This window comes from Amycolatopsis sp. NPDC051758 (assembly GCF_044453095.1).
Lineage (GTDB): Bacteria > Actinomycetota > Actinomycetes > Mycobacteriales > Pseudonocardiaceae > Amycolatopsis.
Genome location: NZ_JBITCJ010000006.1, coordinates 239,474 through 261,433, shown reverse-complemented (window position 1 = coordinate 261,433; position 21,960 = coordinate 239,474). Strand labels below are relative to the sequence as shown.

Annotated in this window: 14 protein-coding genes; 7 read left to right on the top strand and 7 right to left on the bottom strand. The window is 72.5% G+C overall.

Annotated elements, in window-relative coordinates:
• The first annotated feature begins 67 nt into the window (after window positions 1-67).
• Both ACIA5G_RS28485 and ACIA5G_RS28480 read left to right on the top strand, forming a co-directional pair.
• A complete protein-coding gene (locus ACIA5G_RS28485; protein ID WP_395928524.1) occupies window positions 68-3,445 on the top strand; it encodes a pyruvate carboxylase in 3,378 nt (1,125 codons plus the stop codon).
• A gap of 16 nt (window positions 3,446-3,461) precedes the next feature.
• Window positions 3,462-4,250: an arginase family protein gene (locus tag ACIA5G_RS28480; RefSeq protein WP_395928522.1), complete on the top strand. Its 789-nt coding sequence runs from the start codon at window positions 3,462-3,464 to the stop codon at window positions 4,248-4,250.
• Window positions 4,251-4,872: 622 nt separating this feature from the next.
• Here ACIA5G_RS28480 and ACIA5G_RS28475 read toward each other — a convergent pair.
• Complete coding sequence (locus ACIA5G_RS28475; protein ID WP_395928520.1) at window positions 4,873-5,235, bottom strand: GntR family transcriptional regulator; 363 nt, start codon at window positions 5,233-5,235, stop codon at window positions 4,873-4,875.
• Complete coding sequence (locus ACIA5G_RS28470) at window positions 5,232-5,927, bottom strand: hypothetical protein (RefSeq protein WP_395928518.1); 696 nt, start codon at window positions 5,925-5,927, stop codon at window positions 5,232-5,234. Before ACIA5G_RS28470 ends, ACIA5G_RS28475 begins: the two co-directional genes overlap by 4 nt.
• Before the next feature lie 295 nt (window positions 5,928-6,222).
• On the opposite strand from ACIA5G_RS28470, the gene ACIA5G_RS28465 reads away from it, so the two are divergent.
• Complete coding sequence (locus ACIA5G_RS28465; protein ID WP_395928516.1) at window positions 6,223-7,500, top strand: PucR family transcriptional regulator; 1,278 nt, start codon at window positions 6,223-6,225, stop codon at window positions 7,498-7,500.
• Window positions 7,501-7,534: 34 nt separating this feature from the next.
• Here ACIA5G_RS28465 and ACIA5G_RS28460 read toward each other — a convergent pair whose 3' ends face one another.
• From ACIA5G_RS28460 to ACIA5G_RS28440, 5 genes are read right to left on the bottom strand one after another with little or no spacing between them, the layout of a single operon-like run.
• Window positions 7,535-9,010 carry an AbfB domain-containing protein gene (locus tag ACIA5G_RS28460; protein ID WP_395928514.1) on the bottom strand — a complete coding sequence of 492 codons (1,476 nt, stop codon included), beginning with the start codon at window positions 9,008-9,010 and terminating at the stop codon, window positions 7,535-7,537.
• A 12-nt stretch (window positions 9,011-9,022) separates the two neighbouring features.
• A complete protein-coding gene (locus tag ACIA5G_RS28455) occupies window positions 9,023-11,068 on the bottom strand; it encodes an AbfB domain-containing protein (protein WP_395928512.1) in 2,046 nt (681 codons plus the stop codon).
• Window positions 11,069-11,099: 31 nt separating this feature from the next.
• Window positions 11,100-11,894, bottom strand: a complete 795-nt coding sequence (locus ACIA5G_RS28450) for a hypothetical protein (RefSeq protein ID WP_395928510.1) — start codon at window positions 11,892-11,894, stop codon at window positions 11,100-11,102.
• Window positions 11,891-15,730, bottom strand: coding sequence for a hypothetical protein (locus ACIA5G_RS28445; protein WP_395928508.1), 3,840 nt, complete (start codon window positions 15,728-15,730; stop codon window positions 11,891-11,893). Before ACIA5G_RS28445 ends, ACIA5G_RS28450 begins: the two co-directional genes overlap by 4 nt.
• Before the next feature lie 34 nt (window positions 15,731-15,764).
• Entirely contained in the window at window positions 15,765-16,847 is a 1,083-nt protein-coding gene (locus ACIA5G_RS28440; protein ID WP_395928506.1) for a hypothetical protein, read from the bottom strand.
• Window positions 16,848-17,045: 198 nt separating this feature from the next.
• Between ACIA5G_RS28440 and ACIA5G_RS28435 the strand changes: the two genes are divergently transcribed.
• Genes ACIA5G_RS28435 through ACIA5G_RS28420 form a run of 4 tightly spaced genes read left to right on the top strand, consistent with a single transcriptional unit; the run spans window position 17,046 to window position 21,956 of the window.
• A complete protein-coding gene (locus ACIA5G_RS28435; protein WP_395928504.1) occupies window positions 17,046-17,651 on the top strand; it encodes a hypothetical protein in 606 nt (201 codons plus the stop codon).
• An 8-nt stretch (window positions 17,652-17,659) separates the two neighbouring features.
• The gene (locus ACIA5G_RS28430) at window positions 17,660-19,150 is read left to right on the top strand and encodes a hypothetical protein (protein ID WP_395928502.1); all 1,491 of its coding nucleotides are present in this window, start codon (window positions 17,660-17,662) and stop codon (window positions 19,148-19,150) included.
• Window positions 19,147-20,067 carry a polyprenyl synthetase family protein gene (locus ACIA5G_RS28425; RefSeq protein WP_395928500.1) on the top strand — a complete coding sequence of 307 codons (921 nt, stop codon included), beginning with the start codon at window positions 19,147-19,149 and terminating at the stop codon, window positions 20,065-20,067. The genes ACIA5G_RS28430 and ACIA5G_RS28425 overlap by 4 nt, the downstream gene beginning before the upstream one ends.
• A complete protein-coding gene (locus ACIA5G_RS28420) occupies window positions 20,064-21,956 on the top strand; it encodes a hypothetical protein (protein ID WP_395928498.1) in 1,893 nt (630 codons plus the stop codon). Before ACIA5G_RS28425 ends, ACIA5G_RS28420 begins: the two co-directional genes overlap by 4 nt.
• Window positions 21,957-21,960: the final 4 nt, after the last annotated feature.

Genomic DNA, 21,960 nt, shown 5'->3' with positions numbered 1-21,960 from the left:
CTCCCGCAGAGCGGGAAGCACCGGGTAACGTGCGTTGACTCACCGATCCATACGGGAAGGACCGGGCATGTTCCGCAAGGTGCTGGTGGCCAACCGCGGGGAGATCGCGATCCGAGCGTTCCGCGCCGGCTACGAACTGGGCGCGGGGACCGTCGCCGTGTTTCCGCACGAGGACCGCAACTCGCTGCACCGGCTGAAGGCCGACGAGGCGTACGAGATCGGCGAACCCGGTCACCCCGTGCGCGCCTACCTCTCGGTCGACGAGATCGTCACCGCGGCGAAGAAGGCCGGGGCCGACGCCGTCTACCCCGGTTACGGGTTCCTCTCCGAGAACCCCGACCTCGCGCGGGCGTGTGAAGAAGCGGGCATCACCTTCGTCGGCCCGAGCGCCGACATCCTCGAGCTCACCGGCAACAAGGCCCGCGCGGTCAAGGCCGCGCGCGAGGCCGGGGTGCCGGTGCTGGGCTCGTCCGAGCCCTCCAGCGACATCGACGCGCTGGTCGCGGCCGCCGAGGACCTGGGCTTCCCGGTGTTCGTCAAGGCCGTCGCCGGGGGTGGCGGGCGCGGGATGCGCCGCGTCATGGAGCCGGCCCAGCTGCGCGAGTCCATCGAGGCCGCCGCGCGCGAGGCCGAGTCCGCCTTCGGTGACCCGACCGTCTTCCTGGAGAAGGCCGTCGTCGAGCCGCGGCACATCGAGGTGCAGATCCTCGCCGACGGCGAGGGCAACATCATCCACCTCTACGAGCGCGACTGCTCGGTGCAGCGGCGCCACCAGAAGGTCGTCGAGCTGGCCCCGGCGCCGAACCTCGACCCGGAGCTGCGCGACCGGATCTGCGCGGACGCCGTGAAGTTCGCGAAGCAGATCGGCTACCGCAACGCCGGCACCGTCGAGTTCCTGCTCGACAAGCAGGGCAACCACGTCTTCATCGAGATGAACCCGCGCATCCAGGTCGAGCACACGGTCACCGAAGAGGTCACCGACGTCGACCTCGTGCAGTCGCAGCTGCGGATCGCCTCCGGCGAGACCCTCGACGACCTCGGCCTGAGCCAGGACAAGATCTACCTGCGCGGTGCCGCTCTCCAGTGCCGCATCACCACCGAAGACCCGGCCAACGGCTTCCGCCCGGACACCGGCATGATCTCCGCCTACCGCTCGCCGGGCGGCTCGGGCATCCGGCTCGACGGCGGCACCGCCTTCTCCGGCACCGAGATCAGCGCCCACTTCGACTCGCTGCTGGTGAAGCTCACCTGCCGCGGCCGCGACTTCAAGACCGCCGTCGGCCGCGCGCGCCGCGCCGTCGCCGAGTTCCGGATCCGCGGTGTCGCGACGAACATCCCGTTCCTGCAGGCCGTGCTCGACGACCCGGACTTCCGCGCCGGGCGCGTCACGACGTCGTTCATCGAGGAGCGTCCGCACCTGCTCACCGCGCGGCACTCCGCCGACCGCGGCACCCGCCTGCTGACCTACCTCGCCGACCAGACGGTCAACAAGCCGCACGGCGAGCGCCCGAAGACGCCGGACGCCACGCTGAAGCTGCCGAAGCTCCCGAAGGACGCCCAGCCGGCCCCGGGCTCGAAGCAGAAGCTCGTCGAACTGGGTCCGGGCGGGTTCGCGGAGTGGCTGCGGAAGGCGCCGCACATCGGCGTCACCGACACGACCTTCCGCGACGCGCACCAGTCGCTGCTCGCCACCCGCGTCCGGTCGAAGGACCTCCTCGCGGTGGCGCCGATCGTCGCGAACACGCTGCCGCAGCTGCTGTCCCTGGAGTGCTGGGGCGGCGCGACCTACGACGTCGCGCTGCGGTTCCTCGCCGAGGACCCGTGGGAGCGCCTCGCCGCGCTGCGCGAGGCCGTGCCCAACATCTGTCTCCAGATGCTGCTGCGCGGGCGCAACACCGTCGGCTACACGCCGTACCCGACCGAGGTGACCAACGCCTTCGTCGAAGAAGCCACGAAGACCGGCATCGACATCTTCCGGATCTTCGACGCGCTCAACGACGTCGAGCAGATGCGCCCGGCCATCGAAGCGGTGCGCGAGACCGGCTCCGCGGTCGCCGAGGTGGCGCTCTGCTACACCTCGGACCTCTCGGACCCGGGGGAGAAGCTCTACACGCTCGACTACTACCTCAAGCTGGCCGAGCAGATCGTCGGCGCCGGGGCGCACGTCCTGGCGATCAAGGACATGGCCGGGCTGCTGCGCGCGCCCGCGGCGACCAAGCTGGTCACCGCGCTGCGCAAGGAGTTCGACCTGCCGGTGCACATCCACACCCACGACACCGCGGGCGGCCAGCTGGCCACCTACCTCGCGGCGATCAACGCGGGCGCGGACGCCGTCGACGGCGCGGTGTCGTCGATGGCAGGCACGACGTCGCAGCCGTCGCTGTCGTCGATCGTGGCGGCCACCGACCACTCCGACCGCACCACCGGGCTGAGCCTGGACGCGATCGGCGAGCTGGAGCCGTACTGGGAGAGCGTGCGCAAGATCTACGCGCCGTTCGAGGCCGGGCTGGCCTCGCCCACCGGGCGCGTCTACCACCACGAGATCCCGGGCGGGCAGCTGTCGAACCTGCGCACGCAGGCCATCGCGCTGGGCCTGGGCGACCGGTTCGAGGACATCGAGGCGATGTACGCGGCGGCCGACAAGATCCTCGGCCACCTGGTGAAGGTGACGCCGTCGTCCAAGGTCGTCGGTGACCTCGCGCTGCACCTGGTCGGCGCGGGTGTCTCGCCGGCCGACTTCGAGGCGGAGCCGAACAAGTTCGACATCCCCGACTCGGTGATCGGCTTCCTGCGCGGCGAGCTCGGCGACCCGCCGGGCGGCTGGCCGGAGCCGTTCCGCACCAAGGCCCTGGAGGGCCGCGCGGCGGCGAAGCCGGTCGCCGAACTGTCCGAAGAGGACCGTTCCGCGCTGGCTTCGGAGCCCCGGCGGACGCTCAACCGGCTGCTGTTCCCCGGGCCCACCAAGGAGTTCGAGGCGCACCGCGAGGCCTACGGCGACACGTCGGTGCTGCCGAGCAAGGACTTCTTCTACGGGCTGCGCCCGGGGGAGGAGTACCAGGTCGACCTCGAGCAGGGTGTGCGGCTGATCATCGAGCTGGAGGCGATCGGCGAGGCCGACGAACGCGGCCTGCGCACGGTGATGTCGACGCTCAACGGCCAGCTCCGGCCGATCCAGATCCGCGACCACTCGATCGCCTCGGACATCCCGGCGACCGAGAAGGCGGAGAAGGGCAACCCGAAGCAGGTCGCGGCGCCGTTCGCCGGTGTGGTCACGCTGCAGGTCAGCGAGGGTGACACGGTCGAGTCCGGCGCCACGGTCGCGACGATCGAGGCGATGAAGATGGAGGCGTCGATCACCGCGTCCGCGGGCGGCAAGGTGGGCCGGCTGGCGATCAACTCCGTCCAGCAGGTCGAAGGCGGAGATCTCTTGCTCGTCCTCGAATGACCGCTAACATCGCCGGATGCTGATCAACGCGGTGCCACAACGGCAGGGTGCGGTGGGGCCGCGGGCGGCGGAGCTGCCGGACGGCTGCCTGGCGCTCGCGGAGCTGGCCGGGCACGTGCTCGGCCGGCCCGTGCACCACGTCCGGCAGACGCTCGAGCTGTCCGAAGTGGACGATGGGGTGGCGAACCGCGCGGTCCTGACCGGCCCGAACCGCGCGGCGCAGCTGGCCGCACTGGAGGCGCCCGGCGGTCCGGTCCTGACGATCGGCGGTGACTGCGGCGTCGAGCTGGTGCCGATCGGCGTGGCCCGGTTCCGGCACGGGCCCGGGCTGGGCGTCGTGTGGTTCGACGCCCACCCGGACCTGAACACGGCGGCGACGTCCCCCTCGGGCGCGTTCCACGGCATGGTGCTGCGCTCGCTGTTCGGCGAGGGTGACCCGGAGTTCGCGGCGGACCCGGCCATCGAGCCGGGCCACGTGGTGCTGGCCGGGACGCGCGTGTTCGACCCGGAGGAACGCGCGGCGGTCGGCCGCGGCCTGGCGGTCACGTCGGTCAACGCGCTGGTGGGTGTGGAGAAGCTGTACGTCCACGTTGATCTCGACGTGCTCGATCCGGCGGAGTTCGCCGGCCTCAACTACCCCGAGCCCGGCGGCTGGACGATCTCGCGGCTGGTGGCGGAGCTGGACACGCTCGCCGCGTTCGACGTCGTGGGCGCGGGGATCACCGAGTGCGTGGGCACGTCCCGCGAGGTCGAGGTGCTGGAACCGGTGCTGGCCGCGGTGGGCCGCCTCCTTCAGGCGCGGTAATCACGCTGGTTGCTCAGTGAAACCGTCTGCCGTAGCCTCACGGGCTCAAGAGTCGTAGCTGGATGATTCCGACAGTTCGGGTGGCTACGAGCCGTGCAGACTTGACGCTTCCGTTCGGAACTGGCCAGCTATCCGGGAGGTTGCCAATGAGCGCCGAAGCGCCACCTCTTGGCCTACCAGGGAACGATCTGGCCGGGCGCCAAACCTGCCCGCACTGCGCTGCGGGCTTGTTGCGCGAAGCCGAAGGGTGGTTCTGCCCCCACTGCATCAGATATGTTCCGCCGTCATACGCGATGACGGACGGTGGAATACCGTGCCAGGTCAGCGTGATCATCAACCTGACCGTAGAAGACACGGTAGTCGGACACCCTCGTCCGGATGCGTCGCCGGAACCTCCGAATCCATACGGTTCCTATTGCTACACGATCGCTGACGAGGACCGGACCCACAACGCGATTCGGCTACTTCGTTGGGCCGTTCTGGGTCTGGCGATCGTGGCGGTGGCTGTGGTAGCCCTCGCCTACCTGTCTCCTATTGCCGCCGTCGGGTTGCTGACCGGTGGGTCGACTGTCACGGGCGTCGCCGCGACCCGGCACCGCCGAATGAAGCGTCAACCGCCCCCTCAGGCGCGGTAGGCGGTGCGGACGGCGTCCAGCGCCGCGTCAAGGCCCGTGCCGAGGTCACGCGCCTGGGTCGCGAACTCCTCGGCCGCCGAGCGCAGCAGCGCCCCCGGATCCGGGCGGCCGGACGGGATCGTCACCACCGTTCCCCGGGCGCGGGCCGTCGCCACCCAGCCCGCCGTCTCCAGCTCGCGGTACGCGCGGGCCACCGTCCCGGACGCCAGGCCCAGGTCCCGGGCCAGCTGGCGGATCGGCGGCAGGCGCGTCCCTTCGGCCAGTGCGCCCGTCGTGATCGCGCGGACGATCTGGTCGTGCACCTGCCGCCAGGGGGCGAGCCCGGTTTCCGTGTCGACGACGATCTTCACGCGGCCGCGGGCTGCCTCTTCAGCGGCGCGGTGACGGCCAGGAATGCGGCCAGCCCGGCGACGACCGCCAGCAGGGACCCGAGGGTGCCCTCCGGCCAGCCGATGGCCGAGCAGCCGGCGATGCCCAGCCCGATCGCGACGCGCGCGCTGCGCTGACGCAGGGCCAGGTCCACGCGCGCTTCACCGGTGGGCGGGCGGCGCACCGCCAGCAGCGTGATCGCCCAGCAGACCACCGTCGTGCCTGCGGCGATCGCCAGCAGCGTCCACCGCGCGGTCAGCGCCAGATGCACGATCGCCCCCGCGGACGCCAGCCCGCTGAGCACCAGGGCCCAGGCCGGGACGACGTCGAGGAGCGTCCGCCGGGCGAGGACGGCTTCCCGGCGCGGGCCGCGGGACGCCCGCTGCGCCAGCAGTTCGGCGATCAGCCCGCCGAGCAGCAACGCGGCCAGGATCGAACTCACCGTCGTGTCGCCGAGGATCGGCGGAAGGGCCAGGAAGAGCCACGGGTACCAGAGCCGGCGGCGTTTGAGGTACCGGACGGCGACCATCACCTCCCCGGCGTCCGGGTCCGGGACGCCCCACCGTTCGAGCAGGCGCCGCCCGTGCTTGTCCCCCGGCCAGAGCACGATCAGGATGGCCAGGCCGACCAGGCCCAGGAGCAGCCCGACGGCGAGCACGTTGTCCCACGGCATGCCGTACCTCCTCGCTTGTATCAACCACACGATACAAGTAATCGGCCCGGCGTGCGCGGCGACTCGGGCGTTCGTCCGTTCGTACGCACATTCGTGCGCACTCGGCGGGGTACTTGTCAGCGCTGTGCAGCCGGGCCTGGTGAACTTGTCACGAAGCTGACAAGAAATCGGTTTCCCTTCGAAGGTGTGACACGTTCGGGGTTAGTTTTTCGATGTGTCCGGTGTCACCCCGCACCAGGCGCGGGGTGCTCCGCCGCGCGTCGGCGGGGTGTCCGGGCGGAGCAAAGGAGCTGCAATGTCGGTGGAGCGCGGATTCGAACACGCCGCGCCGCCGGCGGCGTTGCCGCGCAAGCTCGCGGACATCCTGCGCCCCGAACTGGCCAGCCTCGCCGCCGAGATCGTCGACGAGATCCGCGCGACCATCCCGGCCTACGCCCGCCCGCTCGACGGGCCCTACGGCAAGTCGATCCGCGCCGGCGTCGAATACGCGATCACCTTGTTCGTCGCGCAGATCGCCGACCCGACGGTGTCGAAGGAGCAGTCCCACGAGGTGCACCACCGGCTGGGGCAGAACGAAATGCGCGAAGGCCGCAGCCTCGACACGCTGCAGTCGGCCTACCGGGTCGGCGCACGCGTGTCGTGGCGGCGGATCATGCGCGTGGGGCGAAGAAGCGGGCTCTCGTCGGCGGTGATGTCCCAGCTGGCCGACGCGATGCTGGCGTTCATGGACGAACTCGCCTCCGTCGCGCTCGACGGTTACCTGGAGGCGAAGGCACGCACGGCGGGAGCGCTCGACACCTGGCGCCGCAAGCTCCTGCACCTCATCCTCGAGACGCCGCCGGCGTCCCCCAAGGCGATCGCCGAGCTGGCCCAGCTGATCGGCTGGCCGGTGCCCACCGACGCGACACCGGTGGCGGTCTGCCCGGCCGACGGGGTCGCCCCGGCCCGCCGCCACGCCGGCCTGGACGCGGACATCCTCGCCGAGCTCGACACCCCGGACCCGAAGCTGGTCGTCCCCGGCGAGCTGAGCGCCGCCCGGCTGGCGACGCTGCAGGTGGCGCTGCCGGACTGCCGGCTCTCGATCGGGCCGTCCGTGCCGCTCGCGTCCGTCGCGGATTCCCTGCGCTGGGCGCGGAACGCGCTCCAGCTGGCCGAACGCGGGGTGCTGACCCCGCGGCCGGTGCTGCGTGCCGAGGAGCACCTGGCGACGCTGCTGGTCAACTCCGACACCGGCCTGGTCGGCACGCTGCGGCACCGCCTGTTCGCGCCGCTGGCGGACATGACCGGCAAGCAGCAGGAGCGGCTGCTGGAGACGCTGCGCGCGTGGCTGGACAGCCAGGGCAACGTGGTCGAGATCGCCGAACGCCTCGGCGTCCACCCCCAGACGGTCCGCTACCGCATGCGCCAGCTGCAGGCCACCTTCGGCGACAGCCTGCGTGACCCGGCGGCCCGCTTCGAGATGGAGCTGGCGCTGCGGGCGGGCGCGGCGCCGTTGCCGCTGCGGCACCCGGTGAGCGAGCTGCTCCCGGTCCCGCGCAGCGGCGGTTTGCATCCACAGTGGACGCAGCGGTAGCCGGGACCGCGCGAGCCCCGGCCACCGCGGGCGGTCAAGGGGCGTCGATCTGCCAGGAGACGTCGGCGGCGTAGCCGGTCGGCGTGTCGTACGGGTGCAGGCCGCCGGAGTCGGCCGCCCACACCTGCGTCGTGTACTGGCGGGCGAACCTTCCCTTGGCGCTGAACGACTCCAGCGTCACACCGGCGCCGGAGAGCCCGGCCTTCGAGCACCACGTCGCGTCCGCGTGGAACTGGCCGGTGCCGTCGGACGCGGCGAGCACCACCCGCAGCCCCTGCTGGCGCAGGTAGTACTCGGGGTGCGCCACCGACTCGAACGAATGGCACGTCGAGTCGGCCTTGCCCGGCACGACCCGCCACGCCGTGTCCGCGCCGGACCCCGCGCCGACGAAGGCGTCGGTCAGGCCACGCAGGTACCAGCCGGCAGCGCCGGGGCTCTGCGACCGGACGGACTGGACCAGCACCGCGTCCTCGTACTGGCCGAGCCGCAGGAAGCGGTCGACGTCGTCGTCGGTGCCGGCCATCGCGGTGTTCGCCCCGGCGACCAGCGCGGGGTGCACGCGGCTCTGCTCGGCGCGCGTGCGCAGCTCGAACAGCAGCCGCCGGTCCGCCTCGCCCTTCTTCCGGATCCAGGTGAACCAGTCCTGCAGGTTCGCACTGTGGATGCCGGTGCCGACGTAGGCGCGCAGCTGGACGTCGTCCATCGTCCGCAGCGCCCGCTCGGCCGCGGCGCGCACCTCGGTACCCGCCTTCGCGGCCTGCCAGAGGTCGAGCACGAAGTTGACGTCCGGCTCGACGAGCTGGCCTTCGGTCGGCACGACGGCGACCACCGCCGCGGCCCGGACCCGCGCGTCCCGAGCTGCTCTGGCCACCTTCTCGGCTTCGGTCGCATCCTCGTCGGCGTCGATCGTGTCCTTCTGGTCGGCCGCGCGGGCGGTGAAGATCCCGGTGAGGATGAAGTCCTGCTGCGCGGCGGCGTCACCCTGGTAGGCGGCCAGCGCCGCGAGCTTCAGCTTCGGCCCGGAAGCGTTCTCCCACATGGCGAAGGCGAACTCGCGGTCACTCTGGATCAGCAGGATCGGCGACGGCGTCATGTTGTTGACCAGCGCCGCCCGCTGCTTGGCTTCGCGAGCCGCGCGCGCGACGGCGTCGTCACGCAGGATCCGGGCCTGGTCACGGGCGTTCGCGTCGTGGACGCCGGTCTTGATCCACTGCGTCTGCTCCGCTTCGACACCCGCGTAGGCGAGCTGCGCCGACGCCCGCACCTCGGTGCCGGTCGCCCGCTGCCACAGCGCGAACACGAAGTTCCGGTCGGTGAGGATCAGCAGGTCGGGGCTCGCGACGATGCCGATCTCCTGCGCCGCACGGACTTTGTCGTCCTGGGTGGCGCTGCGGGGCGCGTCGGCCGTGGCCGCGGCTTCGGCCCGGGGGACGAGCACCGGAGCCGTCGTCCCGATCAGCGCGAGGGCCACGGCGCCCGCCGCGAGCCCCAGCCGGGTTCTGCCTGTCATCGCCGTGCTCCTTCAGCTCGCGGGGTAGACGGTCGCCACGCCGGTGGCGGTGTCGTAGTCGATGCGGCCGCGTTCGAACGTGCTGCGGCGGCCGCCGGGGATGGCGACCTCGTCGGAGGTCGGATAACCGAGCGTGGACTTCTCCCCGCCTAGGGAGAGCCACTTGGCGCGGATCTCGCCGAGCACGGCGTGCGCGCCCGCGCGGTCGATCGAGTAGATCGAGCCGCCGCCGGCGAAGTTCACGAACCGGCCCGCCTTGTCGGACGTGCAGGCTTCGTCGGTGATCGGCACGCCGAGCGCCGGGTGCCCGCCCAGGCGCAGGTAGGCGGCCAGGATCTCCGGTGACGCGCACGCCGAGCCGCGTCCGGTGGTCAGCGGGTGCACCGCGCCGCCGCGGCTCCAATAGCTGCGGAAGGCGACCTGTCCGGGCGCGGTCCGGCGCTGGAAGTCCCGGTACCGCACGGCGCCGTCGACCCGCTCCGGACCCAGTGGCGAGACCAGCAGGTCGGTGTAGGGGTCGTAGTCGGGCAGGTACTTGTTGAGCCAGTGCACCGTGATCTCGGTCGAGTCCGGCAGCGGTTCGGTGACCCACCAGTAGAACTCGATGCCGACCCCGGCCCGGCCGTCGGCCTGCCGCGTCAGGAAGTCCGCGCCGCCGCGCAGGGTGACCCCGGCGCCGGGCAGGATGTTGTCGACGCACCAGGTGGCGTTCCAGCCGAAGTCGACGGTCCCGTCCGCGGGCCGCACGCCGACCTGCGTCTTCGTGCCGTCGAAGTACCGAGCCAGGTAGTAGTTCGGTTTGCTGGGCGACTCGAGGGAGAAGCAGTCCTCACCGGCCAGCCCGGCGACGACCCGCCAGGTCGCGTCGAGCCCTTCGCCCGCAACGGGTTCCGCGGCGCCGGGCTTGACGACCACACCGCCGGTGGTCTCGCGCAGGTATTGCCCGGCGATGTTGCCGTTGAGGGCGTTGCGGCTGAAGGACTGCGTCAGCGTGTCGTACTGCCCCTGGTCGAGGAACGCGCGGACGGCGTCGACCCCACCGGCGAGCGCCTGCTCGGCGGCCCGCGCCAGCCGCGGCTGGATACCGCCGACCACGGCCTTGTGCCGGATGTCGTCGACCAGCGCCCGATCGGCTTCAGCCTTCTGCGCCAGCACGGCGGTGACGTCCCGCCAGTTGGCCGCGTAGACGCCGGTGTCGATGAACTGCTTCCAGTCCGCGCGGACGCGGCTGCGCAAAGCCGTGACAGCGGCTTTTTCGACTTCGCTGCCCGGCCGCGCGCCGTCGGCGATGACCCGGAGGACGTCGTCGTCGGGCAGGCTCACGATGTCGGGCGTCGGGATCACCCGCACGACGGACACCGCGCGTCCGCGGGCCGCTTCGGCGGCCTTGCGCAGCTTCTCGGCCTCGGTGGCCTGCTGGTCGGCGTCGATGGCGTCCTGCTGGTCACCGGCGTGCGCGGTACGGAGGCCGTCGGTGATGAGCGCCCGCTGTTCGGCCGCGGACGCGTTGAGGGTGGCGACGATGGCGGCCCGCACCCGCGGCCCGCTCACCCGGCCGAGCAGGGTGACGAGGAAGTCGCGGTCGTTCTGGATCACCAGCTCGGCCTCGGGCGCGACGCCCAGCACGATCAGGGCGGCTTCCTTCGCCTCCCGCGCGACCCGCGCGGCTTCGGCGTCCCGCATCTGTTGTTGCTGGTCCCGCTCGTTGGCGGCGATGATCCCGGACTTGATCCATTCGGTGCAGGCGAGATCGGTGCCGGCGAAGGCGAGTTCAGCGGAGGCGCGCACTTCAGAGCCGGTGGCTTGACGCCAGAGGGCGATGACGAATTCCTTGTCGCGCAGGAGCATCATGGCGTCGGTCGGCACGATCCCGAGCGTCCGGGCGGCGCGGAGCTTCTCGGATTCACTTGCGACGGGCGGCACTTCCGCGGCGGCGGTGATCCCGGCGGGCGTCGCCGGCCCGGGATCGGCATGCGCGACCGGCCCGACCGGCACGGTCGTCGCCGCGACCAGAGCGGCGAGCACGGCCAGCCGGCCGAGGTTGTCTGCTTTCCCCACGTCTTTCCCCTCGTTCGTTCCGCATCGGTTCTCACCGTTCTCCGACGGCGCGCGTCCGCAGGTCGCGCAGGATGGCGATGCCGGCCTTGCGGGCGTCGTCCTTGAAGCGTCCGGTTTCGTGGTGGTAAGCGGCTTCCGAGGCGATGAGCCTCGTGGTCAGCACCAGAGCGCAGTAGGCCGGGTGGACTCCGTCCGCGTCGAGGGGCACCCGGCGGGCACCGGACTCTTCGGCGGACACGATCACCTGCTCGAAGGTCTCGGCGAAACGGTGGCCTTCGGGCACGTCCACGCCGAGCCACAACCACGCGACGGCCGGTGTTCCGGCCCGGCCGAGGACGTGGACCAGGGAGGCGTGGACGAGCCGCGCTTCCGGCACGGTCAACTGCACCGGTACAGCCGGTTCCGGGACGGTGGCCGGCGGCGGGAACGCGGACGGCAAGCGGAGCACGGCGCCGGTCACCGCGCCGGCCAGCGCGATCGCCTCTTCGCGGAAGGAGCCGACTCTCTCCTTGTACTCCTCTTCGGAACCGATCAGTTCCGTGGACAGGACCAGCGAGCAATGGATGAGGTGCGCGTCGCGCAGGGGGACGGCCAGCCTGGGTGGTTGCGCCGAGTGGCTGGTCTCGTACGCCCGTTCCGCGCCGATCCACTCACCGAGCCGCGTTTGCAGCTCCTGCTCCCGCCGTTCGTCCGCGCCGAACCACAGCCGGCGAAGCGGCTGAGCCGCGTGCTCGGACGTCAGCAGGGCGAGCGCCCCGTAGAGCGTCACGACCTCGCCCGCCTCCAGCATCAGGTCGGACGGGCCGATCGGCGTGCCGGCGGTCATCGGGCCGCCGCGGGCGTGCGGGGGGCCGGGACGGCGGGGCCGAACGGGATGGAGCGGAGCACGTACCGGCCGAGTCGGCGGTACTTGTCCCACTGGGACTTGGCCATCCGGTAGCCGTGTACGTTGTACGCGTTCTCGATGACGATGACCTGCCGGATCTCGTCGTAGGAGATCCTGATGTTCGCGTTGGGCCGGCCGTTGATCTGGTTCTGCGTGTCCCAGTACGTCCCTTGCCCCTCGAAGGGCCGGAAGTAGTTCGCCATGGCATGCGGGTCGTTGTCGATGCCCGGAAGCCAGTGATCACCCTTGCCGCCGGCGTCGAGTTCGGAACGCATCTTGCCGTAGTTGTAGTCGACGCCTGCCGCGACCTTGCTGCCGTGCGTGTCCTCGATGTCGATGAGGATTTCGATCAGCTCTTCGCATCCGAGGATCGAGATCGCAGCCGCGGACGCTCTGGCCGGGGGAGCGAACCCGAGCCGGCACGCCCGGTGCAGTTTCGCGAGGACCGCGGTGATCTTCTGCAGCAGCAGCACCAGGCGCTCGGACTTCGCGAGGTACTTGCCGAAGTTGGCGACGATGGCGGCGATCGCCTTGGCGATCGGCCCCGCTTTGGCGATCAGGGTCGCGAACGACAGCACGTTCACGACGGACCAGAGGCAGGACGCTATGTCCCCATCGCCGAAACAGCGGATCACGTCGTTGACGCCGAGCACCTCGAGCAGGACCTGGCCGCCGATTTCGAGCAGGAACGACACGACGTCGCCGCCGCCCGTGCACGCCCCCTGAGCGCTCAGGTACTCGCTCAGGACGGCGGAACCTTCTTCGTTGCCGGTCAGGTAGTCGATGTCCTCCGGGCTGAGGTCGCGCAGGCAGTCCGCGATGACCTGCGCCTGCTGCGCCCGGGCCGCGGCGTCCCGGTCCCGCTGTTCTCGTTCCGCCTGGTCCGCCGCGCGCTGGGCGTCCGCGGCGGCGTCGCGGGCCCGCTGGGCCGCGTTCGACGTCTCCTGCGCGTGGATCCGCGCGCGTTCGGCCGCCGCGGCTGCTTCGCGGGCGTAACTGTCGGCCTGGTCGGCCGCCTTGTGGGCTGCCGTTGCGTCGGTTTCGGCCTGGGTGGCCGCGGCGCGGGCTGCCGTCGCCTGGCCCTCGGCGGAGTCCGCGGCCAGGCCGGCGATCGCCGCGTCCGAGGCCGCGTTGTTCGCCTCTTGGCGGGCTTCGGCGGCGTTCGCGTGGGCTTGCACGTCGTACCCGTTGGCGGTGTTCGCCGCGTCCCGGGCGGCGCTCGCCGACCCCGCCGCGTCCGCCGCGGACCGCTGCGCCTCGGCCATGGACTGGGCGGCGGCCGATGCCGACTTGGCCGCGTTGGCCGCCGCCTGGAACGCCGCTTTGGTGTCGGCGGCCGCGCTGTCGGCGGCCTGCTGGGCGCGGGTGGCCGCCAGCTTGGCTTCGTCCGCCCGGGTCTGCGCGGCTCGAGCCTGTTCGTCGCCGACGGCTTGGGCCTGCGCCGCGACCTCGGCGACGAAGTCGGCGTCGAGATCGGCCCCGGTGAACGGGGCCACCACGACGATCGCGGTGTTCGCCGGTGCGGTGATGGCGGCCGACGACTCCCGTGCGGCGAGCGCGGCCCGGTTGGCGAGGTTCGCCTGGGTCGCGGCGGAAACGGCCTCGCTGAACGACTCGGCCGCGTTCTGCCCGGCTCGGACGGCGTCCACCGTGGCCAGCCGGGCCCGCTCCGTGGCCTGCTCGGCGAGCGTGGCGGCGGTGCGGGCGGCTTCCGAGGCCTTGACCTCTTCGGCCGTCGCGGTGGCGGCCGCGGCGTTCGCCCGCGTGGCGGACACGTGGGTGTCCGCGGCGGCGGATTCGGCGCTGTCCGCGGCCAGGTCCGCGTTGGCCGCGGCCTGCTCCGCCTCCTGCGCCGCGGCACGCGACGCGGCGGCCGCCGCGGTGGCCTTGGTGGCCGCCTCCCGGGCGCGCGCCGCGGCTCCGGTCGCCAGGTTGGCCGCGTCACGCGCTTCCCGGGCCGCCGCAGCCGCGTTTCCCGCGTCCCGGCGGGCCTCCTGGGCCGCGGCCCAGGCCGGCGCTTCCTGCGCGGTGCCCCGCGCCGCGGCGGCGGACGCCTCGAGCGCCTGCGCGCGGGCCTCGGCGGCGTCCCCGGCCCGCTGGGCGGCCCAGGCCCCGTCCCGTGCGGTCTTGGCGTTCTGCTCTTCCCGCCGGGCCGTGTCCTCGCACCCGGCGGCGATGTCCTCCTGCGCACGGGCGCGCGCCAGGTAGGCGGCGGCTTCGCGCTTCTTCGCCTCCGCCTCGCCCCGCGCTCGGCTCGCTTCGGCCGCGGCCTGGTCGGCCTGCTGGCGGTAGCGGGCCGCCTCATCGCGCTGGCGTTCGGCCTCCTGACGGGCCGTGCGGGCCTTTCCCGCCTCCTCCCGCGCGGTCCACAGCGCGTCGTAGGTGCGTTGCATGTCCTCCCAGGCCTGGTTGCGAGCCGTCTGGGCGGCGAACCGGGCCTGGTCGGCGCGGGTGGCCGCGTCTTTGGCCGCCTTGGCCTGGTCCGCAGCCGCCGCGGCCAGGGACGCCGCCTGGGCGGCGTGTTCGTCGGCGTGCAGGCGCCACTGACGGGCTTCCTCCGCCCGGACGACGGCCTCGTCCTGGTGCCCGATGGCCGCGTCGGTCGCCATCGTCGCGTCGAGGGCGTGCTGGGCCGTCCGGATCGCCGACACGGCCGCCTGCGCGGCCGAAGACATGCCCCGGGCCAGCTGCGCCCAGTCGGCGCCGTAGGGCAGGCCCACCTCGACCAGGATGTTCGCTTCGGCCGTCGCCGCCACCGAGGCGCTCTGTGCTTCCGTGGCCGCTTGTCCGGCCAGGTCGAGCTGCCGCTGGACCTCCTGTCGGACCAGGCTGAACGTCTCGGGTGAGTGGTGGCCGCCCGCGGTGTTCGCGGCCAGGATCTGCGCGGCCTGGCGCGCCCCGGTGCCCGCCGAGACCATCGCGTTCGCCGCGCGCTGCAGCGACCGGACGCCCCGGCCGTTCGCGACCAGGAGGTTCTGCCGGGCCCGGGACGCGCGGGCGGCGCGCTGGGCGAGGTCGCTCGCCGCCTCGGCGGCCTTGTTCCGCTCTTCGAGGTCCTTCAAGTACTGCTCGCGCGCGGCGGCGTCGCGCTGCGCGGCCGCGACGTAACCGCCGTTGAAGAACGCCACGATCGCCGCGTCCCCGGCCGCGAGGGCCTGCTGAGCGGCGAGCTTGACCTCCGGCCCGGCCGAGCCGGACAGCGCCGTCACCCGCGCCCGCAGCTCGTCGGCGCGGGCCTGGGTGTTCCGCCGGGTGCGTTCGTCCCGCTCGGTGGCGATGTCCTTGCCGTAGTCGAGGAAGGCGGCCCGGTCGGCGTCCGAACCGGCCAGCACCCGCTCGACCTCGGCGTTGAAGACCGGGCCGCCGGTGCCCCGCAGGTCCAGCACGGCTTCGCGGTTCAGCCGGGCCGTCTCGTTGCGGCGAGCCTCGGCACGCTGCTGCGCTTCGACCTCGCCGTAGTCGAGGAACTCCCAGATGGCGTCCTCGGTCCCCGCGTCCAGCGCGGCCTGCGCCGCCTCCCGGACCTCGGGCTCCTCGGACAGCTGGGCGATGTCCGAGACGAGCTTCCACAGCCGGGGGTCGAGCGCCTCGCCCATCCCCGTTTCGCCGTCCCAGCCCGGGTACTCGGTGTGCGGGATCGGCCGCGGGTCGCCCGGTGGCGGGTCTTCGGCGGCCACCGCGACGGGGGCCGGCGTGACGGCGTTGACGTCCGTGGTGGCGAACACGGTGAACGCCAGCACCAGGGCGAGCACCTTCGTGACGATTCCGTGCGGCATTTTCCGCGTCCTGTCGTGAGAGAAGGGAAAGCGCTTACCGAACCGTCGCGAATTGCGGATTCCGCATCCGGGTTTCGCCGTCGACGGCTTGGGTGAGCAAGTCGGCCCAGAACCCGGCCTGCTCCGCCGCCCAGTCCTGTTCGGCCACCCAGGCGGCCCGGGTGGGATCGGCCGCGTCGCGCACGGCCTGCCAGTTGGGCCCGGTGGCGGCCTGTGCGGCCGCGGCCACCGCGGCCCAGTTCGCGGCCTGGTTGCGGGCCACCTGCGCCGCGTCCGCCCACGCGGTGCGCGGGGCACCAGTCTGCCCGCCGACCCGTTGCCACGCCCGCGCGGCGGCTTCCCGCAGCTGGACCTCGATCTCGCCGGAGGCTTCGAGCGCGGCCCGTTCCGCTTCCTGTGCGTCGACGACCAGCCGTCGAACCGTGGCCAGCCAGCGCGCCTCCTGCTCGGCGTCTCGCAGGCGGTGCACTTCGAGGTCCAGCTCCGCCCCGGTCGCCCAGCCGTAGGCGAAGAATTCGACGACGTCCGCGTCGGTGGCGTCCGAGCGGGTCGCCCAGGCGGCGGCCGCGCGCACCTGCGCCCCCGGGTCGTGCGTGGCGAGCGTGCGGACGTACTGGCGGTCCGCTTCGACGATGGCCTGCTCCTGTTCGCCGTCCGCTTCCCTGGCGAGCCGGTCACGCTGCTCTGCGGCTGCGAAACCGCTGCGCACGAACAGTTCCCGGTCCGAGTCGGTGCCGAGCAACGCCCGTTGCGCGGCGGCGTTGACCTCGGGCGCGTAGGCGGCGGTGTAGGTCAGGAGCACCCGGCTGCAGAAGTCGGCGTTGGTCGAAGCGGTCTCCGCGGCGCGTTGTTCCGCGGCGGCGAGCCCGAAGTCGAGGAATTCGTAGACGACGGCGTCGTTCTCGTCGGCCCAGGCGACCCAGGCGTCGGCCCGCACCGCGGCTCGCGGGTCCTTGCCGGCCAGCCGCCGGACGAGTTTCCGTGCGGTGGCAGCGGGATCGGCCACGGCGGCCACCGATGAGTCCAATGTGGATGCCGAAGCGGCCGGCACCTCGCCTGCCCCGGCGATCGCCGCGGCGGCCAGCGCACCGCACAACAGGACGCGAAGCCGCGCCATCATGGCCTCCCCCCATGGCGACCGGGCGGGCAAAACGCTCGATCCGGCCCAACGTAACATCGCGGTGAAGTGGTGATCAATCGTCCGTTCGGACCCACTCATTTTTTGTCGTGATCCGATGAAAGAGAAGAATTTCCTTGTCCGTTCTTCGAATCTGTGGTTAGCCTCCGAAAAGGACCATTCCGAGGGGGAGTCACGATGGAACCCGTGTTCAGAAGACGGGCCGCGCTGCGTGGCGCGGCGGTGCTCGCGGCGGGCGCGGCCGTGCCGGTGGGCGCCGCGGCCGCCGACGAGTTCCCGGAGCTCACCTGGCGAGCCACCGCGCCCGGTGCGAGCCCGCCACCGTTCCGGATGCGGCTCATCTCCGGGATTCCCGCCGTCGCCGGCTACGGGACGGTCGTCACGCTGGGCCCGGTCATCCTGCAGGCGATCAGCCACCCGGCCTTCCCGCTGCTGCTTCGGGACACCGGGTACAGCTCGCTGACCGCCACCGTCACCGGCGCGGTGGTGGTGACCGACGCCCGGGGCCTCTCCGGGCGCGTGCCGGTGACGATCGACTTCCCGCGCGTCACGATGCCGACCGTCGCGACCGCGACGGTCCTGACCGGAACCGCCACCCTGACCGGGTCACCGCAGCTGCCCGCGGTCCGCAACCCCGGGAGGATGACGATCAAGGTCGAGCCCGGCGCCAAGGGCGCCGTCACGGTGTTCAAGGACAACGGTGCCAGCAATTCTTTCAGCAGCACCCTCACGCTCTACCCGCCGACCCAGAATCCCCTGGTCGCGACGATCGAGGTGCGCTGACCGTGCACATGGACGCGAGAACGGCGGCCGCGCTCGACGAAGCGAAGGCCCGGCTGGCCGACCAGTACCTCACCGACCCGAACGTCGTGGGTGTCGCGAAGGGCTTCCGGACCCGGGGTGGCGAGCTCACCGGCGAGCCGGTTGTCATCGCCCTCGTCCGCAAGAAACGCCGCGCCGCCCTGGTTTCCCGCAGCCGGTTGCTGCCGGCCGCGGTGGGCGGGCACGGCGTGGACGTCGTCGAGACGGGCGAGTTCCGGTTCTCCGGTGCCACCACGGCGGCTGCGGCGACGCCGATCGCGGAACGGTTCCGGCCCCCGCTGCAGGGCAGCGGCCTCGGCTCGCTCGCCGACGGCACCCTGGGCACCCTCGGCTGCCTGGTCCGCGACCGTACGGACGGCTCGATCTGCGTGCTCTCGGCCAACCACGTCCTGGCGAACTTCGGCGCCACCGCGCCGGGCGCCGCGATCGTGCAGCCCGCGCCGCTCGACGGTGGTGCCGCCGAAGCGAACACCGTCGCCCGGTTCAAGCGGGCCATCCCGCTCGTCAGGGGCGTCGCGAACACCGCCGACGCCGCCATCGCGCAGCTGGAGCCCGGCATCGACGTCAGCTCGACGGTGGCCCGCAACCTGATGGCGCCGATCTCCCCGACCCACCGGGCGATCGGCCTGGCGTTCCTCGCGAGCGTCCACGGTGGCACCTTCATGGCCAAGATCGACACCGTGCTGGCGCAACTGGACGTCGAACTGCTCACACCGGACTCGAGCGTGGCCGCGGTGGAGGGCGGCCGGATCGAGAAGGTCGGCCGTAGTTCGGGCTACACGTCGAGCGTCGTGCTGGACACGACCGCGCGCGTGGTCGTCGACGGCTACCTCTTCACCGACTTGATCTACGCGCAGCGGTTTTCGCTCGTCGGCGACTCCGGCGCGGTCGTGTGTGAAGGCGGCAACGGCAAGACGTACACACCGATGCCGGCCATCGCCTGCCGGATGCTCGGTGCGGCCTCGGCGTTGTACGACCTCCCGCTGGCGGATGACAACCGCTACCTCGACCAGGCTCGGGACGAGTTCTTCGGCCAGAGCGTCGTCGGCAATCTGGTGGTCCAGCTCGTCTACCAGAACCTCGACGTCGCGGTGAACCGGCTCGAGGTGGCGACCGTCGGCCCGGAGGAGAAGGCCGAAGCCCGGCGGTACTACGACAAGTACCGCGCACTCGTCATCGGCCTGCTCGGTGATCCCGGATCCACCGTGCAGCTGAGCCAGGAGAACGTCGACGACGTACGCGCCGTCTTCGCGGGGCTGTCCCCCGAATTGGTCACCTTGCCGGAGAAACAGGCGTTGTGGGTGATCTTCGACGACGTCATCGCGCTCTCGGTGGGCCGCACCCGCGCCCAGCTGCTCGAGTACATGAACGACCTGGCGGTGTACCAGCGGGTGGTGGCCGCGCTGCGGGAGATCCCCGGTCTCGAGGTCGACGGAACGTACGGGTTCTCGTCCCGGTGACCACGACCGCGGACCCGGTCCGGTACCACCTGGCCCGGCTCGTCGGCGGGCTTTCCGCGCCGCTGCGCAACACCGTCGGTGGGCTCGTCGACCGGCCCGGCAAGCTGTTGCGCTCGCGTCTGCTCACGGCTTGCGCCGGATTCGGCCGGGCCGACCACGAGCGGGTGGCGCGGCTCGGCGCGGTCGTCGAGTTGGTGCACCTCGCTTCGCTGGTGCACGACGACGTGATCGACCGGGCGGCGATCCGCCGGGGCGGCCCCGCCGCGCACCGGGCCGCCGGGCCGGAACTCGCCGTGCTCGCCGGCCTGGCCTGCCTCTCGGCGGCCGGAACCGAGGCGGCGGACCTCGGCGAGGGGGTGGCCACGGCGGTGAGCCGGACGGTCGCCGCCCTCGCGCACGGCGAGCTTCTCGACGTCGAACGCGGCTTCGACACCGGACTGTCCTTGCCGGACTACGTGGACCTGGTGCGGCGCAAGACCGGCGTGCTGTTCCGGCTGTGCTGCCTGCTCGGCGCGGTGGAGTCCGGAGTGGACAGCGCCGTCGCCGCGGCGCTCGCCGAGTTCGGCGTGGAGTGGGGGATCGCCTTCCAGGTCCTCGACGACTGCCTCGACCTCGAAGCCGCGGGCGAAGACAAACCGGCGGGCACCGACCACCTGCTCGGCCTGTTCGGCGCGCCGACCCTGGCCGCGCTGCGTGCGGACACCTCGGGGGAACTGCACCGGATCCTGCTCGCGCCGGCGTTCTCGGACGGCCACCTCACGCGGGTGCGCGAGCTGGTCACCGCGCACGGCGGGCTGCGGGCCGCCCGCACGCTCGCCGGCGTCCACTTCGGACACGCGCTGACCGCGCTGTCCCGCACGCCGGACGGGCCCGCGCGGCGCGCGCTGGCCGGGATGCTCGAGACGAGCCGCTCTTGAGCCACGCCGTCGTCATCGGCGCCGGGCCCGCCGGTGCGGTGGCCGCCGCCGTCCTGGCCCGCGGCGGGATGCCCGTCGTGCTGACCGGGCGCGACGAGCCGCAGCCGCGGTACGACGTCCTGGTCAGCGGCCCGGCGCGGGAGATCCTGCGCTCGGTCGGGGTGGCCGTCGACGACTGGCCGGTGTTCGGCGTGACGATCGCCTTCGACGCCGCCACTTCTCACGCCGTCCCCGACGCCGGGTACGCCGTGGTCGACAACGGTGTCTTCCGGGAGACCTTGCGAGCGCACGCCGTGCGGTGCGGTGCCGGGTACGGGACTGCGGTGGAGACGGCCCCGCACGTGGTGCTGGCGGACGGTGCGGGACGGTCCCCGTCGTCCGACGGCAGCGGGATGAGCTGTGCTCGGCGGTTCAGCGGCCCGGACCTGGGCGACCGGGTCGTGCTCAGGATGCTCGCCCCGCCCGCGGACGACCCGCGCGGGCGGCCCCGCTGCGCCTGGCTCGCCCCGGTGCCGGGCGGCTGCACGATCGGCGCGTCGGCTCTCGGTGCCGTTCCGGCCGGTGACCTGATGGACGAGGCGTTCGAGGCGCTGGCCGAGCTCGACCCCCGCGTGCGGGACTGCGTCCCGGCCGGACCGGTGGTCTCCGGTCCGCTGTCCTGCGGGTTCAGCCCCGGTTCGGCGGCCGGGCCCGATGGGCTGCGGGTCGGCGACGCGGCCGGCCTGGTCAACCCGTTCACCGGCGAGGGCTTGAGTGGCGCGGTCCAGTCCGGACGGCTCGCCGCCCGCGCCATCCTGTCGGCCGGGGACGACCCGGCTGTCGCGCGCCGGGAGTACGAGCGGCTGCTGGCATCGGCGTTCGTCGGCTACTTCGAGACGGCGCGGCACGCAGCTCGCCGCTACCACCTCGCCTGGCGCGTCCTCGCGGCCGGCGCGGGCAGCGAGCACCCCTTCTACGCGAAGGGGCGGCGGGCGGTGGTGCTGCCCGAGGGGATCTCGGCGCTCGCCGGAGCCGAACCGCTGGACCTGCCGCGCGCGACCCGGGTCCGGCTGCTGCCCTTCCTCGCCGCCTGTGACGAAGTCTGCCTGTCGATCGTCCGGGGCGACTGGCCGTTCCTGGCCCGGATGTTCACCGCCGATCGGGAGGAGAAGCTGCTGCTGCGGCCGGCGATCGGGTTCTTCGCGGCGCTCACGGCCGGTGGCGATCCGCCCGCCGGCGGCGAAGCGACGGTCGCCGCCGCGATCGAGCTCGCCACCGTGGGCGCGCTGGCCTTCCTCGGGCCCACCGTCACGCCGCGCGAAATGCGGGGCGTGGACTGGGCATCGGCGACGACCGTGCTCGCCGGCGACTATCTGCTGGGCCAAGCGTCGCGGTTGATCGCCCAGGCGGCGCCGGAACTCTCCTGGTCCTTTTCGGACTGGCTGGGCGAGCTGGCTTCGCTGCGCGCCGCCGTCGTCACGACCGGCGCGGGTGCCGAAGCCGTCTTCGCGTCGCTGTTCGAGTTCCCGCTGCGGATCGGCGCGGCCCTCGGCGGAGCCGACGCGGAGGTGTTCCGAACCTGCGGTGAAGCGCTGGGCAGGCTGTTCCTCCGCGTGGAAGACGTCTTGGCCCTGCTAGGCGACCGGACACGGCTCGACGCCACGCTCACCGATCTGCTCGACGGCCGGATCTCGGCTCTGCCCGAGCTGCTCGCCGTGCCGGGCCTGAGGGCCGGGGCACTTCCGCCCCACGCCCTTCGGACCGCCGTAAAGGCAGCGCAGGGAGCTTGCGCGGAGTACGAGCGAGCGTGCGCCCTGCTGCCGAACCCGGACGCCCGCAGCCTGCTGGGTGCCGTCGGCGCTTGGGTGGCCGCTCCGGTGGCGGCCAGACCGGAAGCAGACGCCTGGTGACCCG

What these genes read in the sequence shown, in the direction of transcription:
- ACIA5G_RS28485 (WP_395928524.1), top strand. Translation starts at nt 68, where the DNA reads ATGTTCCGCAAGGTGCTGGTGGCCAACCGCGGGGAGATCGCGATCCGA.
- ACIA5G_RS28480 (WP_395928522.1), top strand. Translation starts at nt 3,462, where the DNA reads ATGCTGATCAACGCGGTGCCACAACGGCAGGGTGCGGTGGGGCCGCGG.
- ACIA5G_RS28470 (WP_395928518.1), bottom strand. Translation starts at nt 5,927, where the DNA reads ATGCCGTGGGACAACGTGCTCGCCGTCGGGCTGCTCCTGGGCCTGGTC.
- ACIA5G_RS28465 (WP_395928516.1), top strand. Translation starts at nt 6,223, where the DNA reads ATGTCGGTGGAGCGCGGATTCGAACACGCCGCGCCGCCGGCGGCGTTG.
- ACIA5G_RS28460 (WP_395928514.1), bottom strand. Translation starts at nt 9,010, where the DNA reads ATGACAGGCAGAACCCGGCTGGGGCTCGCGGCGGGCGCCGTGGCCCTC.
- ACIA5G_RS28450 (WP_395928510.1), bottom strand. Translation starts at nt 11,894, where the DNA reads ATGACCGCCGGCACGCCGATCGGCCCGTCCGACCTGATGCTGGAGGCG.
- ACIA5G_RS28445 (WP_395928508.1), bottom strand. Translation starts at nt 15,730, where the DNA reads ATGCCGCACGGAATCGTCACGAAGGTGCTCGCCCTGGTGCTGGCGTTC.
- ACIA5G_RS28440 (WP_395928506.1), bottom strand. Translation starts at nt 16,847, where the DNA reads ATGGCGCGGCTTCGCGTCCTGTTGTGCGGTGCGCTGGCCGCCGCGGCG.
- ACIA5G_RS28435 (WP_395928504.1), top strand. Translation starts at nt 17,046, where the DNA reads ATGGAACCCGTGTTCAGAAGACGGGCCGCGCTGCGTGGCGCGGCGGTG.
- ACIA5G_RS28430 (WP_395928502.1), top strand. Translation starts at nt 17,660, where the DNA reads ATGGACGCGAGAACGGCGGCCGCGCTCGACGAAGCGAAGGCCCGGCTG.